General features: G+C 42.0%; 16 protein-coding genes. 1 reads left to right on the top strand and 15 read right to left on the bottom strand.

From position 1 onward, the window contains the following. Positions 1-4: 4 nt before the first annotated feature. The 15 genes from RHO12_09965 to gltB all read right to left on the bottom strand — a co-directional run bounded on the left by RHO12_09965 (position 5) and on the right by gltB (position 22,940). Complete coding sequence (locus RHO12_09965) at positions 5-1,129, bottom strand: hypothetical protein (GenBank protein WVD65695.1); 1,125 nt, start codon at positions 1,127-1,129, stop codon at positions 5-7. A 5-nt stretch (positions 1,130-1,134) separates the two neighbouring features. Next, the gene (locus tag RHO12_09960) at positions 1,135-1,401 is read right to left on the bottom strand and encodes a PAAR domain-containing protein (GenBank protein ID WVD65694.1); all 267 of its coding nucleotides are present in this window, start codon (positions 1,399-1,401) and stop codon (positions 1,135-1,137) included. A gap of 190 nt (positions 1,402-1,591) precedes the next feature. After that, positions 1,592-2,704 (bottom strand): hypothetical protein, encoded by a 1,113-nt coding sequence (locus RHO12_09955; protein WVD65693.1) that lies wholly within the window; start codon positions 2,702-2,704, stop codon positions 1,592-1,594. Next, a complete protein-coding gene (locus RHO12_09950; protein WVD65692.1) occupies positions 2,704-3,666 on the bottom strand; it encodes a hypothetical protein in 963 nt (320 codons plus the stop codon). Before RHO12_09950 ends, RHO12_09955 begins: the two co-directional genes overlap by 1 nt. Before the next feature lie 41 nt (positions 3,667-3,707). Next, the gene (gene vgrG / locus RHO12_09945; protein ID WVD65691.1) at positions 3,708-6,227 is read right to left on the bottom strand and encodes a type VI secretion system tip protein VgrG; all 2,520 of its coding nucleotides are present in this window, start codon (positions 6,225-6,227) and stop codon (positions 3,708-3,710) included. 82 nt (positions 6,228-6,309) lie between these two features. Next, positions 6,310-9,114: a type VI secretion system ATPase TssH gene (gene tssH / locus RHO12_09940; GenBank protein WVD65690.1), complete on the bottom strand. Its 2,805-nt coding sequence runs from the start codon at positions 9,112-9,114 to the stop codon at positions 6,310-6,312. A gap of 284 nt (positions 9,115-9,398) precedes the next feature. Next, on the bottom strand, positions 9,399-9,887 hold the full coding sequence (locus RHO12_09935) for an Hcp family type VI secretion system effector (GenBank protein WVD65689.1): 489 nt from the start codon (positions 9,885-9,887) through the stop codon (positions 9,399-9,401). 36 nt (positions 9,888-9,923) lie between these two features. Next, on the bottom strand, positions 9,924-11,687 hold the full coding sequence (locus RHO12_09930) for an OmpA family protein (protein ID WVD65688.1): 1,764 nt from the start codon (positions 11,685-11,687) through the stop codon (positions 9,924-9,926). Positions 11,688-11,696: 9 nt separating this feature from the next. Further along, entirely contained in the window at positions 11,697-12,362 is a 666-nt protein-coding gene (gene tssL / locus RHO12_09925) for a type VI secretion system protein TssL, short form (GenBank protein ID WVD65687.1), read from the bottom strand. 10 nt (positions 12,363-12,372) lie between these two features. Then, positions 12,373-13,725 carry a type VI secretion system baseplate subunit TssK gene (gene tssK / locus RHO12_09920; GenBank protein ID WVD65686.1) on the bottom strand — a complete coding sequence of 451 codons (1,353 nt, stop codon included), beginning with the start codon at positions 13,723-13,725 and terminating at the stop codon, positions 12,373-12,375. Between the two features lie 106 nt (positions 13,726-13,831). Further along, complete coding sequence (tssC, locus tag RHO12_09915) at positions 13,832-15,361, bottom strand: type VI secretion system contractile sheath large subunit (GenBank protein WVD65685.1); 1,530 nt, start codon at positions 15,359-15,361, stop codon at positions 13,832-13,834. 84 nt (positions 15,362-15,445) lie between these two features. Continuing rightward, positions 15,446-15,949: a type VI secretion system contractile sheath small subunit gene (gene tssB / locus RHO12_09910; GenBank protein WVD65684.1), complete on the bottom strand. Its 504-nt coding sequence runs from the start codon at positions 15,947-15,949 to the stop codon at positions 15,446-15,448. Positions 15,950-16,174: 225 nt separating this feature from the next. Continuing rightward, positions 16,175-16,780, bottom strand: coding sequence for a LuxR family transcriptional regulator (locus tag RHO12_09905; GenBank protein WVD65683.1), 606 nt, complete (start codon positions 16,778-16,780; stop codon positions 16,175-16,177). 259 nt (positions 16,781-17,039) lie between these two features. After that, positions 17,040-18,470, bottom strand: a complete 1,431-nt coding sequence (locus tag RHO12_09900) for an FAD-dependent oxidoreductase (GenBank protein WVD65682.1) — start codon at positions 18,468-18,470, stop codon at positions 17,040-17,042. Between the two features lie 12 nt (positions 18,471-18,482). Beyond that, positions 18,483-22,940 carry a glutamate synthase large subunit gene (gene gltB / locus RHO12_09895; GenBank protein WVD65681.1) on the bottom strand — a complete coding sequence of 1,486 codons (4,458 nt, stop codon included), beginning with the start codon at positions 22,938-22,940 and terminating at the stop codon, positions 18,483-18,485. Between the two features lie 384 nt (positions 22,941-23,324). Between gltB and RHO12_09890 the strand changes: the two genes are divergently transcribed. Next, entirely contained in the window at positions 23,325-24,251 is a 927-nt protein-coding gene (locus RHO12_09890) for a TIGR01212 family radical SAM protein (GenBank protein ID WVD65680.1), read from the top strand. Positions 24,252-24,318 lie beyond the last annotated feature (67 nt).

Below are 24,318 nucleotides of genomic sequence, written 5' to 3'. Positions count from 1 at the left end.
ATCCTCAATCTGCGCGCGTCAAAACAGAAAATAGATATTGCCCTTGACTGCTTGTCACGAGTAATATGTCTTGCTGCGATTGTTTGACTAGTTTATTGCCTAACGCCAATAATGACCAATAGGCTAAATCGGTTTGTTGGCCAGCAAGGCTATCTAAAGCATTAATCCCATCGGGTGAAACGCCATGGTCAGACAAGCCTTTCGCTATTTCAATTTGCTTGGCTTTATCTACATTGGCATACCACAACTGTGCAACACCCGCCAGCCCAGGCTGCATTTCGGCCATTTGTTGGGTTGCTGCCGCAATATTATCGCTCACCATGGGGCGTAAAAGGTTGGACTCAACCAGCAGCTGATCCGCATCGGCCTCAAATTGCTTATCGGCTAATAATAAGGCGGCTAAAAATGCCGAGCCTTTTGATTGCAAGTTATTAACAATAATAAGTTGCACTGCCCGCTGCGGGGTATCGATCACGTCGGTAATTTGCTCTAGTTGGGCATAAGCGCTCGTTTGATGAGTAAGCGAATAAGGTTTATTTATTTTGTGGCGTCGATAGATGGCCTCAATCGTATTATCAAGGGCAGTATATGATTGCGACGAGGAGTATACGGTAATGGCGATCGGGGTGTTATCCGGTAGTTTATTTATCGGCTCAACAAACCGATAAAATAGCTCATCAAAATAGTGTTCATGATCAGGTTTATTATCATCAAACTCCAGCACTTTATCACATTGCATGGGTAGCTCGACTCGATTGCATAAAATCGCGGTTTCGTCCAGTGCATTTGGGGTTATCCAGTAGCTGGCAATAATACTGGCACTCGACATCGCCCACTCTTGCCAGTTGCCGTCTATTTGCTGCTGTTCTTGTTGCCAAATGTCAAAGTGTTCTTGTGCCAAGCCATACAGATAAAAGCGAATACTTAAGGCCACGCTGCCAAAAACAAACGGCACCACAATTGCAATTAGCCAAAAAGAGAGTGAGGAGAAGTAATCATTATCCCCCCAACTTGCGATTAAAAATAGCGTGGTAATAATAAAAAACGCCGCAAATAGCGCGATCCAAAACCAACGTCTAGGCTTATCAGGCGGATTTAATGAAATTATTTCAGGTTTAGGCCACGACATACTGATTATTCCATTTCAGCAGAGGTAATGGTCGACATCACTTTACAGCCACATTCGCACAACGAATAATCGAGCACCACCGGTTTACCATCTGAATAACAGGTACTCGAACCCTCGATAATTTTATTAACCCCATGACCGTCGTGCGGGCACGAGACAAGATCGCCGACCAATGCCACCGCCTTGCCATCAACAATCGTACTTGATGAAGCGCTGATCACTTTACCACCATGAGTGGTAGGATCGCCAAGTCTAACTACATTTCTACCCATTATGTATTCCTTTATCTATTATCTTTATCATTGTTTAGTATCTGAAATAGCCATTCAAAATTATTAGTAAATACAGTTGAAATGGTGCTTTTTCATTGTGACCGACTCTGTTTGAGGCAAGAGAAATTCTACTTATGAGCACCTTTATTTTATGATGGCAATTACCTAATATTTTAATAACCAATATTCGCTATGGTTTTGGATAAAAATCATCAATACCTTCTGACCAAATTTCATGATCCCAACTGATAATTGTATTCTTAAGCTCTCCAAAAATTTTTTTACTTTCAAGTTGTTGTGCGTCAGTTAAGGTCCTTGCCAATCTTTTACTCAATGGTAAGTTATATTGAATAATGATATCACCTTCATATTTTTTCCAATCAAGCGGGCTATTTCTTTGTACTAATTTTTGATAAGCATAATCAAGCAATTGGCTCCAAGCATAGGCTTTAACCCAGCTTTGTTCACGACCAATGCCATACAAATAGGCCTCTGCTACCCGTAAAATTCCAAATAATGAGCTATGCTGTGCTGCAATTTGGTAGTGATCAATTGCAACAATTAAACATTCACTGGGCAATAAAGGGCGATATTCACTTAACGGGATAATCTCTGTTCGTTTTTCATTTTTAAAATTAGATTGAATAGCAAATAGTGTCCAGGTCGCCAACATTTCATGTTTACGATATCCACCTTCCATTGCATAATTTAGGTATTTAATTGAATTTTCAATATTTTTATCTTCTAACGGTCTAGCTATACCATCACTATCATATCCACTCACTCCACCCCATACCCATGCCATCCGATAAGATGCGTAAGGGTATTTTAATTCAGCAAAACTATCTCGCATATAACTCCATGCATTTGGTTGGTTGAATATACTAGGCTCAATTAAACGATTACCATTGTCGTCTAAAAACTTACTTTGATATTTTTGCATAAACTCATCGAAATAAAGCATATCATCTGGTTTATCACCGCGAATATCCTTTCTACTTTTAATGCTAGAATAATGCATCATAGCGTTTTTATCCCATTGCCAAGCATGTTTAACTAGCTCTATCATCGTATTCTCATCATCGATAGCATCAAAAACTGTAGTATAGGCTCGCTCATTCATTTGCTTTGCTTGTTCTATGCGCCACAACGCATTTTCTGGCATTGATGATGGGTAAATTGTATAATCCATAGCTTTTTCTCCTTTTTGCTCAATATCTCTATCTAGCAAAATATAATTAACCACTAAGCTAACGCACAGTGCTAAAGTGATTAACATGATGATCATATAAATTCTTTTCATTAGATAAAATCCAAATCGTTATTATTAAATTTATCTAGCTCGACAATATGCTCTTGTTCTAGTACCCCTTTATTGAATACTCGGCAGGGCATAATTTGATTTCGGCTACTTAATATTTCTACATCATAGTAAATTTGATATTTTGGATAAATCACTTTTTCCAACGAAGCCATTGCATTTTCATATTGTTGCTTATTTTTCAAAATTTTTTTACCTGTGGCCCCGGTTAATAAAGCATAACCCCATAGAGATTTATCAGCACCCATAAAAATTGCAACATTATTTGTGATCGGTTCAGATCGGTATCTCATCTCAGCTTCTTTTTCTTCCTCAGTTAAAATAACTTGATTAATTGATGGAGTATTCATCATAGCAAAAATATATTTTGACGGAAGCGCACAGAAATTAGCATACACAACTTGCCCCAAACAACGTGTCTGTTGTAAATTTGAAATTCTCTGAGCTAGGCAAATTTTACTCTCCATATTATCTTTAGAAAAATAATCTTCATATGCCGCGCCTCGGCAACTATGCAATACAAAAATACCTCGATTAGGATGCCAAGGTAAAATAGGTAATTCATCATTCTTCACAAAATGTAAATTAACCCCCTTATCATCGAGTAAAAGACAATCTTGATTGCCATGTCCAAAATAGTGAACTTCCCAGAGCTGATATATGGATTCAGCGTCGAGTTCATTGTATAATTTAACCCATTCTTTTTTGAACTCATCAATTAGTTTGAAGCCTTCTACAATTCTTATTTCAGCTAACGGATATTTTCTTTTTAATCGTTCTTGTTTATATTTAGCCGAAGCTAAAAAATCACTTGCACCATGTTCACCTGAAAAACTAAAAAGGATAAATAAAGGCTTTTTTTTAGAAAAAACTACGTCTTTCACCGAAACATTTCCATTTTGAATCGGCTTTGTTACCCCTCTTAATATTCTATTATCAGGCATAATTAATTCCTTTTTTCCTTTTTTCCTTTTATCGTCTAATTTTATGATTCTATCAATTCAAGTTTTATTTGCTCTTGTGAATTAGTGGAAAAAAAAGTTTGTGTATATCCCTGACTATCACTAACACCTTGAATTTTTTTCCCATTTGGTAGTTGAGCTATATAATTTTCATTAACATGAGGTAAACCATTTTCATCAATAAACCGAAACTTCATACCATTGTTAGTTACAGGCTCAGATAGTGCTTTAATATTATTACTCATACTTGCCGGTCCCATTTTTTGTAGCGCAGAGGCTTTTATGGTGACATTCCCTGATGAACCTAATTCAACACCTGATGCATCGATTTTGATATAACTGCCACCGCTAATAAGGATGATCTCTTTCTTGGCGGTGATAGTGATATGGCCATCAACACTGTCAATGTTTATCTCTTGTTTAGCTGCCACATCTAACGCGTCGTTTTGGGCTTGCAGTTCGACTTGGCCTTGGTTAGCCAGTAGCTTCATACCCGCTTTATGGGCGAAGATGCCGACCGCCTCAGATGAGGTTAAGGTGATATTATTAAGCGCGCTAATGTCGGTCTGCTGTTCACTGGTTAAGCTGATGCTATTACCGCTGGAGAGCTGAATATTCTCATCACTGGTGAGGCCTATACCGGCTGGCGCGTAAGCAATCATGCCTGCTTCGGTTAGCTGCTTTAGTGCGCTTTGTAGCTGCTGTTGGCTGTCGAGATCAGCGGGGTGCGCCTGCGCGCTATTGGCGGCATTTTGTAGCGCTTTGGCAATCGATAAGGCGTTTTCCAGCTGGGCAATCGCGCCTTGCATATCGAGCTGCTGACCTTGGGCTTGTGGCTCGCTTTGTGCGGTTAGGTATAAACCTTTATTCGCGCTAATGGCGCCCCATTCGTCGGTGCGTAGCTCAAAGCCTTCACCGCGTTGTTCTCTGTTTTGATTAACTAAGTGGCCGAGATTAAGCTGGCTTTTGCCGTACTCGGTAGCCAGTTTGATATGCTCTTGCCCGCGTTTATCATCCATGCGCAGCTTGTTGTTGGCTGGCGTTCGCAGCACATTGCGGTGTTTATTGATAGTCGTGACAGGGTCAGGATGTGTGCTGTCATGCATGGCATGGGCAATATACGGTCTATCAGGATTGCCACCGGTAAAAGCGATAGCCACCTCGGTACCATCGATTAAGGGGAAGTGGAAACCATAGCGGTCGCCGGCATACGGTTTTGCTAGCCTCACCCATAAGCTCTCTTCTCCACTGCGCCAGGTTTTTAAATCAAAATCAAATTTAACGCGGTAGCGCCCCATGGTGTCAATATAACCATAGGTGTCATTATCTGGACTGGTCACCCGCGCCGGCAGTGTGCCGGTCACCTGTGGCCACGGTAACGGTGCTGGGCGATACGGTTTTAGTACGTTATACGGCATAGCGGTAAACTTAACGTGATAGGCCTCGCTGCGGTCACCATAGCACTCGGTCGCTAAAATCACTATCCCTTCACTGATGCCGTTGATCGGGCTGCCGCTAATCATCAGCCGTTGCCCTGGGGCTAAGTGGTAGTCATTAGCGTTACCGTGAATAATAATCTGTTCGCTAATCTGCTGCTGATGGCGGATTTTGGCATACCAACTGCCGCTTTCAATAATGTTGTCATCGCCTTTACGTTTAAAGTGCTCACCATAGCGGTAATCGGTGCCGGCGGTGGTAACCTCTTTAGGTTGTGAGTTTATTTGTGCGTGAAGGTCGGCTGGTGCTTCTCGATAATTATAATCATTTACCTTCACCTGACGCGCTACGCTTTTGCTGGCAAATTGTAAATCCCACACGCTATCACGGGCGTTATCCGCCATGCCACTCGGTTGCGTGTAACCAAGACTGCCGACGTCCTCAAAACCCTGTTCGTAATCACTTAATACCAATACATCACAGTTGTGTTCGGCGTGGCTTTCAAAGCGTAACCAGATGCCGACATCGGCCAATAAACGCTGAATAAACGCCAGGTCGCTCTCTTGCCATTGCGTGATAAACTCCCGGGCGGGGTAGCTGTCTTTTAACGCTAAGCGGTAATCGACGCCAGTAAAACCATGGCGGCGCAGCACCTCTTCCACCACGCTGACCACACTTTGGTTTTGGTAAATGGCGCTATAATGGTCATTAGCAAATAGCGCCAGCCGTGGCTGCAGTACCAGCCGATAATGCGCTTCATCTTTATTGACCGATAGCTGAGCAAACTCGGTTACCACGCCATATAAGGTGCGCGGCATTGCTGGTTTATCGAGTGAGCTAATGTGGGTGACCTGCGTTAGCAGGTTTGGCGCTAAAAATGCCAACGATGCCGGCTGACCTAATGCCGAGCTAACGCGAATATTTTTATCAGCACTGGTGAAAGTGATCGCATAATACCACGGCTCATTAAGCTGCTCGCTACCCTTAACCGATAGCACCGCTATGGAAGACGCCATATCGGTAATGCTTAAGGTATAGCGATTATGCCGCACACCGGCTACGCCGTTAGCAAATGCTTGTAATGTGCTTTGCGCCTCTTTTGCCAAGGTGTTACTCCTTTCACTTTATGTTGTTATTGTTTTACTAACACCATATTTATTTGATTATCGTCATGCTCGAATAAATCGCCTATTTTTCAGTTACTTTTTTAGGCTTTTTAGCTTTAGTAACCTTCTGTTTCGGTTTCGGTTTTGCTTTTTCTTGGCCATTGCCCCACGCTAAAACAATCCCTTCCTCCTCAATAAAATCGAGGCTGAGTGTCTGTTTGGTTTGGTCTGACGATTGCTTTTGCAGTAATAAGTTTGATACCGCCGGTAAAATCTGTTGGTTTAAGATGCTATCGATATTGCGCGCACCAGTATCAGGTAATAGACAAGCATCAACCAGCTGCTCATACAGCGCTTCGCCAACATTAAAACTAATTTTATAATGGCGATTGAGTCGCTGCGCCACTTTGTTAAATTTCATCTGGACAATTTGGCGCATTGCGTCACGCGCAAGCGGGGTGAAGATCACCGTTTGGAACCTAGCTAATAGCGCAGGTTGGAAGTGCTCACGAATAATCGGTCTTAATAGCTCTTGCTGCGTCGCAACGGGCGCATCTGGCATCTCTTCAAATAGCGCCATTAATTGGTCACTACCTAAGTTAGAGGTCATTAAGATTAAGGTATTACGGAAGTCGATTTCACGACCTTCACCATCACGCATAAAGCCGCGGTCGAATACTTGATAAAATAGATTTAGCACGTCTTTATGGGCTTTTTCAACTTCATCGAGTAGCACTACGCTATAGGGCCTTTTGCGTACAGCTTCGGTTAATACGCCGCCTTGACCATAACCGACATAACCCGGCGGTGAGCCTTTTAATTGTGAGACGGTGTGCGCTTCTTGGTATTCTGACATGTTGATGGTAACCAATGATTGTTCACCGCCAAATAGAGTGTCAGCTAGTGCCAGTGCACACTCAGTTTTACCCACGCCCGATGGCCCGACTAATAAGAAGACGCCCATTGGTGCATCTTCAGAGGTTAAGCCGGTTTTCGCCGCGCGAATACGTCTGGCCAATTCGGATAATGCGATATCTTGCCCAACCACCCGGTTACGTAGATCATCTTCAATATTGAGTAAGTGACTTTGCTCATCTTTTAATAAGCTTTCAAGTGGCACGCCCGTCCAGTCGGCAATCACGGTCGATACCGTTCGACTATCGACATCGAGTGAAAGTAGCGGAGCATGATTTTGTAAGGTCTGCAGCTCTTGCTGCGTCTCTTTAATCTGCTGAGTGAGTTTTTTGTCGCCTTGGTTATCGTTAGCCCGTAATTCAATGAGTTTTTGTACCAATGCCTTTTCTTGCGCAAACTGTTGCTGAGCAGTGTGTAAATCCTGCTCTAATTGTGTAGTTTGGGCGATGATTTCATCAACGCGCTGTTGTAAATCGTCTTCCCCTAAACTTTGGTCGGCAAGCAATGCCTGTTGTTCTAGCTGTAATGAGGTGATGTTTGCCTGTAGCTTGGTGATCGATTCTGGCGTGGTGTCCAGCCCCATACGTACACGCGCCGATGCGGTATCAAGTAGATCAACCGCTTTGTCGGGTAGTTGACGACCACTAATATAACGACGAGAGAGCATGACGGCTGTTTTTACCGCTTGATCTAAAATATGTACACCGTGATGCTTAGCATAACGCGATTTTAAGCCGCGTAACATTAAACATGCCATTTCATCATTTGGCTCATCGACTTTAACCATCTGGAAACGGCGCTCTAAGGCGGCATCTTTTTCAAAGTATTGTTTATATTCAGACCAGGTGGTTGCCGCAATCGTGCGTAATTCGCCACGCGCCAGTGCCGGTTTTAATAAATTAGCCGCGTCGGCGCCACCAGCAGAGTTACCCGCACCAATAATGGTATGCGCTTCATCAATAAATAATAAAATAGGCGTGGCTGATTGTTGGACGGCATCGATGACATTTTTAAGTCGTTGTTCAAACTCGCCTTTAACGCCTGCTCCAGCTTGTAGTAAACCGAGGTCGAGCGTCATAATCGCCACCTCTTTTAAGTTGGTTGGTACATTACCTTCGACAATGCGTAAAGCGAGCCCTTCGACCAGTGCCGTTTTACCTACCCCGGGTTCACCGACTAAAATAGGGTTGTTTTTGCGTCTTCTTGATAGAATATCGACCATTTGTCTAATTTCACTATCACGACCAAAAACGGGGTCAATTTTGCCCGCGCGCGCCTTTTCTGTCACATCTTCACAAAAACGACTTAATGCCGCTTGGTGGTGTTTTTGCGTTTGCGCATTATCGGTTGTGCTTTGGGCTGGAGTGTCACTTTTAACGGGTGTCACTTGTACCGCTTGCTCGGCCGTATCAGTAATAGCCTGACTGCTTTCATAAGCTTGAGTTTGTGGATTTTCATCTGACATGTCGTCGAGTTTTACGCGTAAGCGTTTTAATGAGATAACCGATAAACTAAGTAGAGGCCAAGCGTCTTGCGCTTTTAAGCTATGGGGCGCTTCTTGTAGCGCTTGCAGTATATGTACTGAGCGAATGTGCTCTTCTTGGTCGTCTAATGACGCTTTTAACCATGCCGCCTGTAATAGGTTTATCAGTGATGATGATAAATTGGGTTTTTGGTTAACGGTGTGCGGTAAAGAGTCTAAATAGCTCAATAGTCCTTGCCAAATTTCGTCCATATTAAGCTGGTAGTGACGAGCGATAACGGTGATATCACCATTACCTTGTTCTAATAACTTTAATAACCAATGCTCAGGCGTGATTTCCAGATGGGCTCTGGTTTGGCAAAGTCCTGCAGCGGCCTCTAATGCTTTTGCACAGTATGGATTTAACCGTCTTAGTAGTGTCGATGGATCGGTTATCATGATTCTTCCTTTTCCCATTTTATTGTTGTTTATTTTGTTAAGCTCTGCCATTTTGCGCTTAAATAGCCTGAACAATGTTGAGCACTATATTGAACACCATTCAACGATGGCCATTGAATTAACGATGCTGATTATTGTGCTGCTAATCGTCTATTTTTAAATCATATTTTTAATATTATGTTGCCGTGCAATATTGTTAACCATATAACTTAACGCTATATACTTGGTCGCTAAAAATATCAATCAGTTGATACTTAGCAAGTAGATACGGTTAAATATAATGGCAATATTCTGCCGTTATCCGGCAGAATATTGTGACGTAATGTACCTTAAAACTAGCTACGACCTTCAACCCAGCTGTCTGAGTGGATGATGTTGCCATCTTTGTAAGTCCAGGTGATTTTTTCATAACGTAGTTCAATACGCTCTAAGTGATTGTATTGTTCTTTTGCTGGATCTTTGACGTTGTACATTTCAGGTTTAACAGATACGATTTTTACGCCTTCCATTAAGGTATTGAAATATTCAACTTCTTGACCTGCGTTATCAATTTGATACCATTTGATTTCAACTGATTTTAGGTTTTGACCAGTAGTTACGGCTTTGTAAAGGTAAGGAGATGAAGAATCAACTTCTTTTACAAATTGTAGTGCTTTGTGTACGCGAGTACCGGTTAATTTACCTGTGTTACCATCAGTTGGGATATAGACTTGATGATCAAATTCAACAACTTCTACGCTTCCTTCGCGTCCATCAACAGTTACTGAACCTTTGATTTCAGAGCCGCCATCATCTTTTAAAAACATATACGCTGGAACTGCCATTGTTTAACTCCTTATTATCGTTGTTAGTACTAAATTTTAGTTTTCATCTATCAACTTGCAGGTTGATATTTGAGGAACTAAGCTGATTTCAACTCGTCGATTTTGTGCTCGCCCTTGCGGCGTGTCATTACTTACCAACGGTTTATTTGCGCCGTACCCTTGTACAGCGAAACAGTTTTCAGGAATATTGCTGGCTTGGATCATCCAATTCCTGACAGCAGCTGCCCTGTCTAGTGATAGCTGCTGATTTTTATTACTATCGCCGGTGGTGTCGGTGTGACCCGAAACAAGCACCAACCAACCTTTGCTACTGTTTTGTTGCATATACAGTTTAATGGCCATGAGCGCGTCAATTAATGTTTTCGTCGCTTCTGGTTTTAGCTGCATTTTGCCACTTTCAAATAACGACAGTGCATCAAATGAGAATATTGGCGGCGTAGGATCCGGCGCTGGCGGTGGTGGCGGCGGAGGTGGTGCTGGCGGCGGCGGAGGCTCAGGCACATAACGGCTAATTGCTTGGCTTAATGGCTCAAGTAAACGCTGCCCATGATACAGACCTAAACCTAATTTTATCGGTTCGCCTTGTTTAAAATAGTCATTGAGTAGACGTCTATCGGCCTTTAATAGCGCCAACGCTTCGCGTTTTTCGCTATAACTGTCCATCGCGATAAGATCATAAGTATGGATATCACTATGTACCTGCTGTGCCAGTTTGATATTATTCCAATATGAGGCACCTAACGCCGCCATAAGAAATAGCGCCGTAATGACAATCATATTGCAAACGGTTTTCCTAATTGGCGAATTAGGGTAGGCAATCGGCATAAATTTGATTAGCCGATCGGGCGGCGCAATGATCTGCTTCTCACTTGTTTTGCTGTGAGGTAACGATAAAGTGGTAACACTAGCAAACATGCGCTCAATCAGGTTATCGTTGACTTGCTGGCTATTGAGTGGATAAATGACCGTCCCTACCGGTATACATTTAGTAAGGGGTTGCTTTGGATCGCTAAGCACATCAAGAATGTTGGTTTTTATCCAAGCTTGATATTCATTCAGCATCACTCTAACTGACAAGCGTTGTTGCCTTTCGAGCGAGTTGATAGTTTTATCATGAACCCAATTGTCTAGCGGTGATAAATATTCATCTAATAAATAGAGTTTTTGCGCAATAATTTGGTACCAATAAACAGGTAAGGTCGCATTATCATGGTAATGTAAACTATTAAGTGAAATATGAGCCGAAACGTAAACCGGCAAGCGGTACTTTGCCATTTTGCAAGTATCAACCCACGATTGGCGAAACGCTTGTAGCTTTGCAGTAAAAAGTCCCGCTTTGCTCTCTTCTTCTGGCGCTACCGCTAACAATAGGCCAATTCGACCCAGCATATCAGGCCAACGTGCCACTAATGAATCAAACACTATCGGTAGCTCTGAATACTCTTCAACATAGATCCAAACGGCTTCAGAGGATACCACGATGTTTTGCTCAGCTAAGGTTAAATCGCTGGGGAAAAACGCCTTGGCGCTGTTACCTGTCACTAAAAATAGCGGTAAACGGTATCGCTGCCTAGCGGGCAGTAAATCTAATTTTTGTGCTAAAAACGCAATATTTTTAGTGGCGGCATTGAGTAGCCGTCGGTAGCGCAGTAAGCGGTAGAAAAGCGTCCCCGCAATTACAACGGCAAGCGTTGAACCTAACAGTTTTAGACCAATTGTTATCGGTAAAAAGATCCATAATATAATCAAGCTTAGCAGCAACGCATAGACGATCTGTATTCGCCAAGGATAATTGTTCATTATCAGTCCTTATTGAATTAGCGGCGCTAAAAGAGCGTTAAGTTTGTGGTCGAGTAAGAAGTAAAGCCCTACCGCCAAGGCGACCGATGCTAAAGTGCATAGTATTAGCATGGATTTTCGACCAAAATAACGGTAGCTTTTGGTTTGCTCAATAATGGGGTGCGACTCTTCTATTTCATTGCCGAGCAATGATTCCCTTAAAGCGATGATCAGGTGCTCGCGCTCCATCTGCGGTTGATCTAAGTAACAACCTTGGAAGCCCATACCGAGTACGCGATCAAAACAGCTTAGCACCAGCGCCTCTTTTTTATCGGCGCGTAACCGTGTACGAATTTTTTCAAATAAGTCATAGCCAGCATTGTGATTATTAAAAAAGACAACTTGTAAAGGCGCACCTAACCATTCGTCATAATCGCGCGGGGTGCTGCTATCTTTACTGCAAAGCAGTACCACTTCGTCTAATAGCGCACACTGCGCATAGCTAATATCATCAATAATATCTTGGTTGTATTGCGCTTTTTTTAAGTACTCGCGAACGGTGGTCACTTGCTGTTTGCACTGTTTGTAGAGTTTAGTTACCGACGCAATATCGGCACCTTCTCTTAGCTCCACTACGGTAAGTATTGTGTCTCTTAATAATTGATCAATTGTTTTATTTTCTTGTTCTACACTCATTCTGTTGACCTTATGATCGCAGTACCGCAAAGAGTTCTAATGAAATATCTGGCATCGCCCTTGGCACATAAAATTCACAGCAGCGGTTTAATAGCATGTTTTTTGCTGCACTATGTGATAAATCAAGGGCAAAATATTGGTTTTCAAGTCGCATTGGAATAGCGGCCGGCACATGGCTTAACGGCTTAATTGGAATACCAGATAAGGCCGAGTGAATAATTTGCCTCACATCATCTGGCGCCCCAGCTTTACATAATACTGGGAATTGAGATTGTAACTGATGTCCTGGCATGCTAGAGCGCACGGATAAATAGAAATCCGCTTCTTCAACTAGGCGTCCATCATTTAATCGGCCGGTCCATAAGGTGTCTTTATCATGTACCAGATCAATTTTTATTACCCTTGATGGTAAGCTCTCTTCCAATAAGTTACGCGTTAATTCAAATAGCGGAGGGAAGACGGCATTTAAGTTGTGATGCTGGTAAGCCGGAATTTTATCGACATCATGTGCAAGTGAAAAAGTCAGTAACGCACCCGTTAAACCGATCAGTTTTTGATAAAGATTTTCTGGATGAATCGTTGAATTATCACGTAAAAATTTTAACTGTGGTTCAAAGCTGTTTAAGGCATTGAGTAGCCAAAATAGCGATACATCAGCCACCGCAAACTCGGCCATTTGTTGATTGCGCTCATGGCGCATGCCCATTAAACGTTGGCGTTTAGCTTGGATTTGTACGCAAAGGAGATCGAGTTCTTTAGTTAGCGAGCCACTTTGGGTTTGTAAATTTAATAGTGGGGGTAAGTATTGGTTGTCTAATACAAACCGTCCATTGAGATCCCGTTTTAATTTCGCTATCGGACAGGTTAGGTATTCGCTATGATCTTCAAAATCGAATAAAAAACTGAGTGCGCAGCGTTCAACCGCAATGGTTTCATTACCATTACCTAATAGGTCTTTTACTTCAACCCATTCTTGGCGGTAGCGCATCGGCCGTTCGATAGTTTGATTATCAAACGCACAGTTTTCACCGTTAGCTTGTAAAAGCGGTAAGCCAATATAAACCGTGATTTCATCGTTTGCAGGCGGAACATCGGTAGCTAAGTTGCGAGTCGTTGGCAAATTATCAGCAATATCGGTATCGACTAAGGTACCATCAGCAAAACGTAGGCTTAATGTATGTAGGCTTAAGCGGTCAAGCGTTAAAGCTTGTGCATCAATTTGCAACCGCTCAACTCCCCAAGGATTACCGAGATAAAGTTTTGCAAGCTGTTGATTGCTATAAACTTCCCACATGCTTTGCTGTTGAAATTGTTCAGGCGTTAAAAACACACCTTCATTCCACAAAGGACGATATATTTTCATTATTCTTATTGGCTCCACTTTAGGTTTAAGACGCTAAACCTAATTTATTAGACTTTTATTAGTTGGCGAATCCAATTGGTATCCGCCATTTTTTATTCACTAATAATTAAGCTTTTGCCTTTGGCATTTGCGATACCATCGATAAGTTGATATCCATTCCTTCAATTTGGAAGTGAGGAACTAAGAAGGTTTTCACTTTAAAGAAGCCTGGATTATCATCAATATCTTCAACAATAACTTGTGCTTGACGTAATGGATGCGAAGCTTGAACTTCATCACTTGGATCGGTCATTTCGGTGACAAGGTTGTTGATCCATTTATTAAGCTCTAACTCAAGTACGCGTCGATCTTTGGTCGCGCCTATATTTTCACGTTGGATCACTTTAAGGTAATGCGCAATACGTGACAGTAGGAAGATATAAGGTAAACGTGAGTTAATACGGCTATTCGCGGTCGCTTCTTTAGTATCATATAACGCTGGTTTTTGCGATGAATTAGCTGAGAAGAAGCAAGCATAATCACGGTTTTTATAGAATGATAATGGCACAAAACCAAGATTGGCGAATTCAAACTCGCGCGTTTCCGGAATTAATACTTCGGTTGGGATCTTAACTTGGTTACCCGTCCCCAAATCATATAAATGAATAGGCAGATCTTCAACTAAACCACCTGCTTGTGGACCACGGATCTGTACACACCAACCATTACGGACAAAACTTTGTACCATATTTGCTGCAAACGCAAATGACGCATTAGCCCATAAATAACGCTCATGATCAGGACCTTTTACATCTTCAATATAGTTGAAGCTACGTACCGGTACCGTCTCAGGACCATAAGGTAAACGAGCTAGTACGCGTGGCAGCGTTAAGCCGATATAACGTGAATCGTCGGTATCTCTAAAGCTATTCCATTTAGTATATTCAGCACGATCAAAGTAGTTAGCAATGTCTTTTATTGCGGCAACTTCTTCCATGGTCTCTTTACCAAAGAATTTAGGACCAACAGAGGCAACAAATGGCATATGTGCTGCGGCAGCAACTTTTGATACGTTACGCAGCAATGCAATATCTTGTGGACCACGGTCAAACTCGTAGTTAGAAATAGTTACGCCTAGTGGTTCACCACCTGGTGTGTCATATTCTTGGATGTAAGTATGGCGGTAAAAACCAGTTTGATTGATTTCAGGCGCATCTTCAAAATCTTGGCGTAATGCCTCTTTTGATACATCGAGTAGCTCTATTTTAACATTACGACGGAAATCGGTACGATCAACTAAAAATTTTAGTCCACGCCACGTTGATTCGATCTCTTGGAACACTGGATGGTGCATAATAGCATCAAGCTGTTGGCTTAATTTTTGGTCGATTTGGCTAATGTGATAATCCAATAGGTGCTTGTCTAATTTTTCTACTTTTTGTGATGAATCTTGAATCATTTTTAGTAGAATATTGACCGCTACCGTCACGCGTTCATTGGTTGAAGATTCTGATAAAACATCGTTGTCTTCATATTTGTCCATGTCTTGCGCTTTAGCAATAGGGTTTAAATTAATTTTATTAAATAAGGATTGGTATACGCTACTGGCATCTTGAGTAACGGCCTGAGCTGCGCTCTGTTCTTTTTGTACTGACATGTTTGTTTCCTTGTACTTAATTTTATTCACTGTAACTTTACTAAAGAAGATTAAGTAATAATGTTATCGTTAATGCGATCAATATTACGCTTTAGTACTTTCTGCAACGATTGCCTCTAACTCTGCGCGTAATTCATCAGATAATTGCTCGTTTTTAACAATTTTTTCTAATTCATGACGAAATGTCGCATTATCCATTAAGTTAGATTTTAGGTCGCGAAGTAAGTTACGCATCGCAAGTAAAGAGCGCAACTGTGGAATTTTTTTAGCAACTTGTTCTGGCGTAAAGTCTTTCATTGACTGAAAATCAAGATCGACATTAACTTCAGAGCCATCGCCAGCTAATGTGTTTTCAACGGTAATTTTTGCTTGAGGATTTAAATCTTTTAATACCGAATCGAAATTGTTTTTATCAATAGACACTTTTTCTTTTTCAGCTAGCGGTCTATCATCTTTACCGTGACTGTAATCACCCATTGTCAAAATTTTTAACGGTAGCTCAACTTTTTTCTGTGCTCCACCCGTATGTAGGTCTAACTGAATATTAACACGAGCTGCGGGCACTTCGTTTTGATAGCTGTTTGACATATCTGTTCCTTTTCAATATGAAATCAATTAGTTATATTTAACTTTTGGTTAATTCTACCTTTAAACAGTTAATCCTCACAACTGTACTAAAGTGTAGACCGAGTAATAAAAAAACGAAAAAACGCAGAAAAAAACAATTTTATTTAATTGTTTTTTATCAAATTTAAGCAAAAAACAAAAGTGCAAACAAGAGCATAAAACTTATTTGCGCACAATTCGAACTGCTTAAATAACATTCAACTCTTTACATTTTAAAAAGGCTTGTTTCGCATTACCAACATCTAATTTTTCAACAATTTTACTTATATGAAACTTAACTGTTCTTTCCGAAATGCCTAATTTAAGCGCGATATCCTTATACTTTAAACCATCACAACCTAGCTTAAGTACTTGTTTTTCTTTGTCTGAAATCATTAGATAAGCTCGGTTACGATAATACTCCATATGTTTGTGTTGCTGTAAATAGAGATCGTAGAGATCAACTAATACCATTTGCAACTCTGCGCGGTGACGTTCAAAGAACGTACAATCAATTGCGTTATTTTCATCGCAGAGTAGATTAAGAAAAGCACAATGACCTAACGCATCATGGGTGCTAAAGGTGTAACCATCATGAATACCATATTGTTTGCTTAATTTGAAAAATGTTTGGTCTTGTGAGGGTAGATAGTTAGCGACAGAGCCCCAAGCAAACGGCTTTACGGTTGTTTTAGCTAAATTAATAATCGGGTCGCTGTAGTACAGTTTTTGCTGTTGATAGAACGTCGTCCATTCATCAGGATAGGTAGAAAAAATTGCAGGAGCAATAAAGGCGCTGCGATCAAAAAACAAAAATTTATACTTTTTAATATTAAATTTGTTTAATCTCGTACATAATTCTTTTTCAAAGCTGTTATTCAAGTTATTAACCCATTCATTTTATTATTCTTATACTATCTCAATAAGTTTCGCCTAATAGTAACGCTTATATTTTCATCTGTAAAGAATTAATCAATTTACTGTAAAGAGTAACTTCAATCAGTAAGTAAGATGATATATTGTGAAGTTTTATAAAGTTTAGTGAGCAAAAGTGCCCGCGAAACAACTTGCCTTAAGCTTTATTTAATAACGACGTATCTAGGCGCTGAAGAATACCTTCGGCGGCTTTGCGCCCTTCGGCTATTGCGGTAACAACCAGATCTGATCCCCTTACTGCATCGCCACCGGCAAAGACTTTCGGGTTAGAGGTCTGGTAAGCGTTACTTTCTGGTGCAATAATTCGACCTTGCTTATCTAGCTCGATATTGTGTTGCTCCAGCCAAGGTAGACTATGGGGTTTAAAGCCAAACGCCATAATCACCGCATCGGCGGGCAGGACAAAATCAGAACCCTCGATCGCAATCGCTAAGCGTCGACCATGATTATCAGGCTCACCTAGCTGGGTTTTAACCATTTTAATGCCCGTTACTTGGCCATTGTTGTCGATCTCAATGCTTACCGGCTGTACGTTAAATAAAAACGCCGCGCCTTCTTCGCGCGAATTTTTAACTTCGCGCTTGGAGCCAGGCATATTGGCTTCATCACGACGATAGGCGCACGTTACGTTACTCGCGCCTTGCCGGATCGAGGTGCGGACACAATCCATCGCAGTATCACCACCACCAAGCACCACAACACGTTTATTTTTCATATCAACATAAGGCGTTGCTTTATCTGGTTGGTGTTTCATCAGCTGTTTAGTGTTGGCAATTAAAAATGGCAACGCTTCGTAAACTCCCTTTGCATCTTCATTTTCGAGTCCTCCATGCATTGATTGGTAAGTACCAACGCCAATAAATACGGCGTCAAATTCATCGAGTAATGTTTTTAATGCAACATCTTTACCGACTTCGGTATTGAGCCGAAATTCAATGCCCATCGCAGTAAAAATATGGCGACGATTAATTAACACCTCTTTATCGAGTTTAAACGCGGGGATCCCAAAGGTTAATAACCCGCCAATTTCAGGGTGAAGATCATAGACTACCGGCTTTACACCATTACGAACGAGTACATCTGCACATGCTAGCCCTGCTGGCCCTGCGCCAATAATCGCCACACGTTCACCGGTCATCTCAACGTGTTCAAGATTGGGTCGCCAACCCATTTTAAACGCTTCATCCGTGATATAACGTTCAATATTACCAATAGTTACGGCGCCAAATTCACTGTTTAAAGTGCATGCACCTTCGCATAGTCGATCTTGCGGACAAACACGACCACACACTTCGGGTAGACTATTGGTTTGGTGGCAGAGTTCTGCCGCAGCCATTATGTGTCCTTCATTAATGAGTTTAAGCCAGTTAGGGATGTAATTATGTACCGGACATTTCCATTCGCAATAAGGGTTACCGCATGATAAGCAGCGATCGGCCTGAGCGGTTGCTTGAGAAGATGAAAAGCCTTCATAGATTTCGACAAACTCGATCTTCCTAATTTTTAGCGATTTTTTAGGCGGATCAACACGCTGCAAATCGATAAATTGATAAACATTCTGACTCATTGGTACCTCCTCCTATTGCGCCTGAACACGCAATTCAGCCGCCGATCGGCTACGGTGCCCAAGCAGTGCTTTCACATCGCTTGATTTTGGTTTGACTAAGACAAACTGTTTGGCATATTTTTGCCAGTGGCTAAGAATATCGTCTGCTCTTGATGAATGTGTTAATTGCGCATGTTCCATGATTAAGCCGCGTAAATGCTCTTCGTGGATCGCATAATCAGCAACATCAAGTATTTCGACTAACTCGCGGTTGATTCGTTTTTTGAATTCACCATCTTCATCTAAAATATAGGCAAATCCGCCGGTCATGCCCGCACCAAAGTTGACGCCCGTTTTACCCAGTACACAAACCATTCCACCCGTCATATATTCGCAGCCATTATCACCAATACCTTCAACCACGCTGATTGCGCCAGAGTTTCGTACTGCAAAGCGCTCACCCGCTTTACCTGCCGCAAATAATTTGCCGCCCGTCGCACCATATAAACAGGTATTGCCAATAATGGTGGCTTCATGGCTTAAAAACGCAGAGCCTATCGGCGGGCTAATCACAATGCGCCCGCCCGCCATGCCTTTGCCAACATAATCATTAGCATCACCGGTCAAGGTAAGATCTACACCGCCAGCATTCCAAACACCGAAACTTTGCCCTGCTGTGCCATTAAAATTTAGTTTAATAGGCTCGCCAGTTACGCCTTGATCACCATATTGTTGTGCGATATAGCCTGATAAGGTTGCACCAATCGAACGGTTGGTGTTTTGAATATCAAAATAGAACGATTTTGTCTGTTTAAGATCAATCGCACTTTTAGCCTGAGCCATAATCTCCACATTTAATATGCCTTTATCAAAAGGAGGATTAAGTTCTGTATGATAAATGGCATGACCATCAATCGGCGCAGCGGTCTTCAATAAGCTCGATAAATTAAGTTTAGTTTGTTTTGCCGTTAAACCCGCTAATGTAACTAATAAATCAGTACGGCCAATTAAATCAATGATACGAGTGACGCCTAATTCTGCCATTATTTCGCGTGTTTCTTGCGCAATAAATCGAAAATAGTTCATCGCTTTTTCTGGCAAACCATGGTAGTGCTCACGGCGTAGTTTCTCATCTTGAGTGGCCACACCTGTTGCACAGTTATTAAGGTGACAAATACGTAAATATTTACAGCCTAACGCCACCATTGGAGCGGTACCAAAACCAAAACTTTCTGCACCTAAAATTGCTGCTTTAACAATATCTAAGCCCGTTTTTAACCCACCATCAACTTGCAGGCGAATTTTATGACGAAGTCCATTAGCGACTAATGCTTGTTGGGTTTCAACTAATCCAAGCTCCCAAGGCGAGCCCGCATATTTTACCGAAGTGAGTGGACTGGCGCCGGTGCCACCATCATAGCCAGCAATAGTTATCATGTCAGCATAAGCTTTAGCTACCCCCGTTGCAATGGTCCCAACCCCTGGTTCGGAGACCAATTTAACCGAGATCATCGCTTTTGGATTGATCTGCTTGAGATCAAAAATTAGCTGCGCTAAATCTTCTATCGAGTAAATATCATGATGTGGTGGCGGTGAAATTAAGGTGACACCGGGTACTGAGAAACGTAATTTGGCAATGTAAGGGGTAACTTTATCACCCGGTAGTTGCCCACCTTCACCGGGCTTGGCACCTTGGGCCACTTTAATTTGAATTACATCGGCACTCATTAAGTAGCTCGGCGTTACGCCAAAACGCCCAGAAGCAACTTGTTTAATGCGCGATACTTTATTGGTCGTGTAACGAGCGGGATCTTCTCCCCCTTCACCGGAATTGGAGTATCCTCCTAAGGTGTTCATCGCTTGTGCAAGAGATTCATGCGCTTCAGGACTTAATGCGCCAATTGACATTGCCGCCGAATCAAAGCGTTTAAATAATGCGTCACTGGTTTCAACGCTATCGATGTTAATTGCCGCTCCCGGTGGTGGACTCAATTTTAATAAATCCCGCAGGGTTGCCGCAGGGCGGTTATTGACAATATTGGCATACTGCCGATATTGATTGTAATCACCAGAATTAACTGCTTTTTGTAATGACAGCACAACATCAGGGTTGTAAGCGTGGTATTCACCCCCTTGGATATACTTTAATAACCCCCCTGCTTCAAGCGGTTTACGTTTTGACCAAGCCCGTTTTGATAACTCAAATAAATCGTGTTGGAAATCAGTAAAATCGGCACCATTAATCCGACTACTTACGCCCAAAAAGCATGCCTTAACTACCTCATCATGCAAACCGACCGCCTCGAAGAGCTTAGCACAGCGGTAAGAGGCAATAGTTGATATGCCCATTTTAGACATGATTTTATAAAGCCCTTGGTTTATGCCATTACGATAATTTAGCATCGCTTCACGATAGCGTTTGTTTAATATGCCATGATCAATCATTTGTGCCAGTGTTTCGTAAGCTAGATAAGGATAGATCGCGGTGGCACCAAAACCAATTAAGACAGCAAATTGATGAGGGTCACGGCAGCTAGCGGTTTCAACGATAATATTGGCATCACAGCGTAAATTTTGTTCAGCTAAACGCTGTTGAACCGCGCCAACTGCCATGGGTGCGGGGATCGGTAAACGATCGGCAGCAATGTTTTTATCTGATAAAACTAACAGAACCGTACCTGAGCGGACTTTGTTTTCAGCATCGCCACATAGTTGTTCGATAGCGTCACTGAGACTATCATCAATATCATAAGTAATATCAAGCACATCCATTTTATAATATTTCGATTCTAGCGATGTTAATTGCTTAAAATCAGAATAAAGTAAAACGGGCGATTTGAATGACACCCGATGAGCTTGTCCTTCAGCTTCGGCAAAAACATTCATTTCACGACCAATACTGGTCGATAAAGACATGACATGCGCTTCACGTAGCGGGTCAATCGGTGGATTGGTAACTTGGGCAAATTTTTGTCGGAAGTAGTCATAGATAACCCGCGGTCGCGTTGATAGTACAGCAAATGGAGTATCATCACCCATCGAGCCAGTTGCTTCGTAGCCGTTTTCACCAAGTGGACGGATGACTTGATCAAGCTCTTCAAACGAGTAACCAAACTGCTTTTGGTAGGTTGCGAGCATGCTATCGTCAATATCACGTTTACCAAGGTGCTCATCAGCGAGATCTTCAAAAGGGGTTAACTGTTTAACATTTTTGGTCATCCACTCTTTATAGGGATGGCGTTTTTGTAAATCGTTATCGGTTTGCGCCGGTTGTAAAATTTTGCCATTTTCGGTGTCAATAACCAAAAGTTCACCAGGGCCTACTCGACCTTTTTTCACGACTTCATCGGCTTTATAGTCCCAAATACCCACTTCAGAAGCACAGGTAATTAAACCATCGGTGGTGATAACATATCTGGCGGGGCGCAGCCCGTTTCGATCTAAACTGCAGGCAGCATAGCGGCCATCAGATAGTACGAGCCCCGCAGGTCCATCCCATGGCTCCATATGCATAGAGTTGAAATCAAAAAAGGCGCGTAAATCTTCATTCATATCGGGATTATTTTGCCAAGCTGGCGGCACAAGCAAACGCATCGCCCTGATGATATCCATCCCACCAACTAAAAACAGTTCGAGCATGTTGTCTAATGAGCTAGAGTCTGAGCCAGTTTCATTGACAAAGGGGGCGGCGTCTTGTAGGTCAGGAATGAGCGGTGTTCTAAATTTATAAGAGCGCGCTTTTGCCCATTGCCGATTGCCTTCTATGGTATTGATTTCACCATTGTGGGCTAAATGGCGAAAAGGCTGCGCTAATGGCCATTTGGGCACAGTATTAGTAGAAAAACGCTGATGAAATAAACAAATAGCCGATTCCATGCGCAGATCAGCGAGGTCAAGATAAAATCGCGGTAAATCTTTCGGCATGCACAAGCCTTTATAGACATTAACTTGATTGGAAAAACTACAGACGTAAAAAGCGGGATCTTGTATGCGTTTTTCAATACGCCGACGCACCATATATAATCGCCGCTCTAAATCAATTTTACTCCAGCCTGCGGGTGCATTAATAAATACCTGTTCGATTTGCGGCAGAGATGATAACGCTATTTCGCCAAGGACACTTTTATCAATAGGCACTTTGCGAAAACCAACCAAAGAAAGTGTTTCTTTAGACAGTTCCTCTTCAATGACCTCACGACCGACTTGTGCAATGCTTTCATCCTGATTAAAAAACAACATACCAACGGCGTAGTTGGTCGCCAGCCGCCAGCCGGCATCTTGCGCGACTAAACGAAAAAAGCGATCAGGCTTTTGTAGTAATAAACCGCAGCCATCGCCAGTTTTACCATCTGATAAGATGGCGCCACGGTGCTGCATCCGTGCCAGTCCATGGATTGCGGTGCGCACCACTTTGTGACTTGGTTTACCTTCGATATGAGCAATTAAGCCAAAACCACAATTGTCTTTTTCATGATGCTGGTCATATAACATAATCATTGCCTCTCAATTTTATCTGTACATCGCCTAGACCATTGCCCAGAAGCACTATTAACTGTACCTTAACGACCAAATACCTGCCTTGATATTGACATAAAAATTAGCGATAAAAGCCTATTTGGTCAAATTAATTCTACTTATAAGTCAAGATATTAATAAACTGATGTGCGATATTAATAGAATTAATGGATCGCCATAAGTCGGTTGCTCAGTTGCAGGGAAAAAATGTTTGTTGATGGTGCAAATAACGCAAAATAGAACTAGCTAATTACCAATAACTATAATTGTTAACCGACTGGAGAATAAAGAGTGTTCAGTTGAGATTTTCACCCTTATAATAATTCAACGATAAATTAATCATGATAGCAATTACCGTTAATGCAATTACATTTAGTCCTCAATACCTTTGGCGCCGATCTCGCGCGTCGTTATGGTGAAAAAATTTATAAACTAACCTTACATGGTGGCTTTAGCTGCCCAAATAGAACCGGTGAGTTAGGCCGTGGCGGTTGTACTTTTTGTAATGTCGCTTCGATCATCGATGAATCAATTCAAGTTAAGTCCATCAGCGAACAGCTAGTTTTACAAGCATCACAAATGAAAAAATCACAGCGCTATTTAGCTTATTTTCAAGCTTACACCAGCACTTATGCGGAAGTTGCCATACTGAAAAAGATGTATGAAGAAGCCTTACAAAACGCTGATATTGTAGGGCTTTGCGTTGGCACACGTCCCGATTGTGTGCCTGATGAAGCATTAATGTTATTGGCGGAGTATCAAAATCAAGGCTATGAAGTTTGGCTAGAGCTTGGTCTACAAACATCGAATGATAAAACACTGCATGAGATCAATCGAGGTCATACTTACGCCGACTATCATAAGACCACGCAAAAAGCTCGCCAATTAGGTATAAAAGTTTGCACACATTTAATTGTCGGCTTACCTAAAGAGACCAAACAAGACTGCTTTACGACGTTAAACCGTGTGCTAGACACGGGCGTTGATGGCTTAAAATTGCACCCTTTACATATTGTTGAAGGCAGCATTATGGCCAAAGCATGGCGGGCGGGCCGTCAATCCGTATTATCATTAGATGAGTATGTTGATATTGCTGGTGAGTTAATTCGCCATACGCCAAAAGAGATCGTATATCATCGTATTTCTGCCAATGCGCGAAAGCCGACGTTATTAGCGCCTGATTGGTGCGAAAATCATTGGCAATCAATGAATGCCGTTGATCATTACTTGCGCCAGTTTGGCGTTCAAGCTAGCGCATTAGGTGATAGCTATCAATTTATCGGTTGATTAGTGGCGGAATTAATCGCCATGATAAGCCTGCTTGCTAAGGCAATATGCGTTTATCTCGACCTAC

This window comes from Orbaceae bacterium lpD02 (genome assembly GCA_036251875.1).
Lineage (GTDB): Bacteria > Pseudomonadota > Gammaproteobacteria > Enterobacterales > Orbaceae > Orbus > Orbus sturtevantii.
Note: the sequence above shows the minus strand (reverse complement) of the source record. Positions and strands in the feature narration are given on the sequence as shown.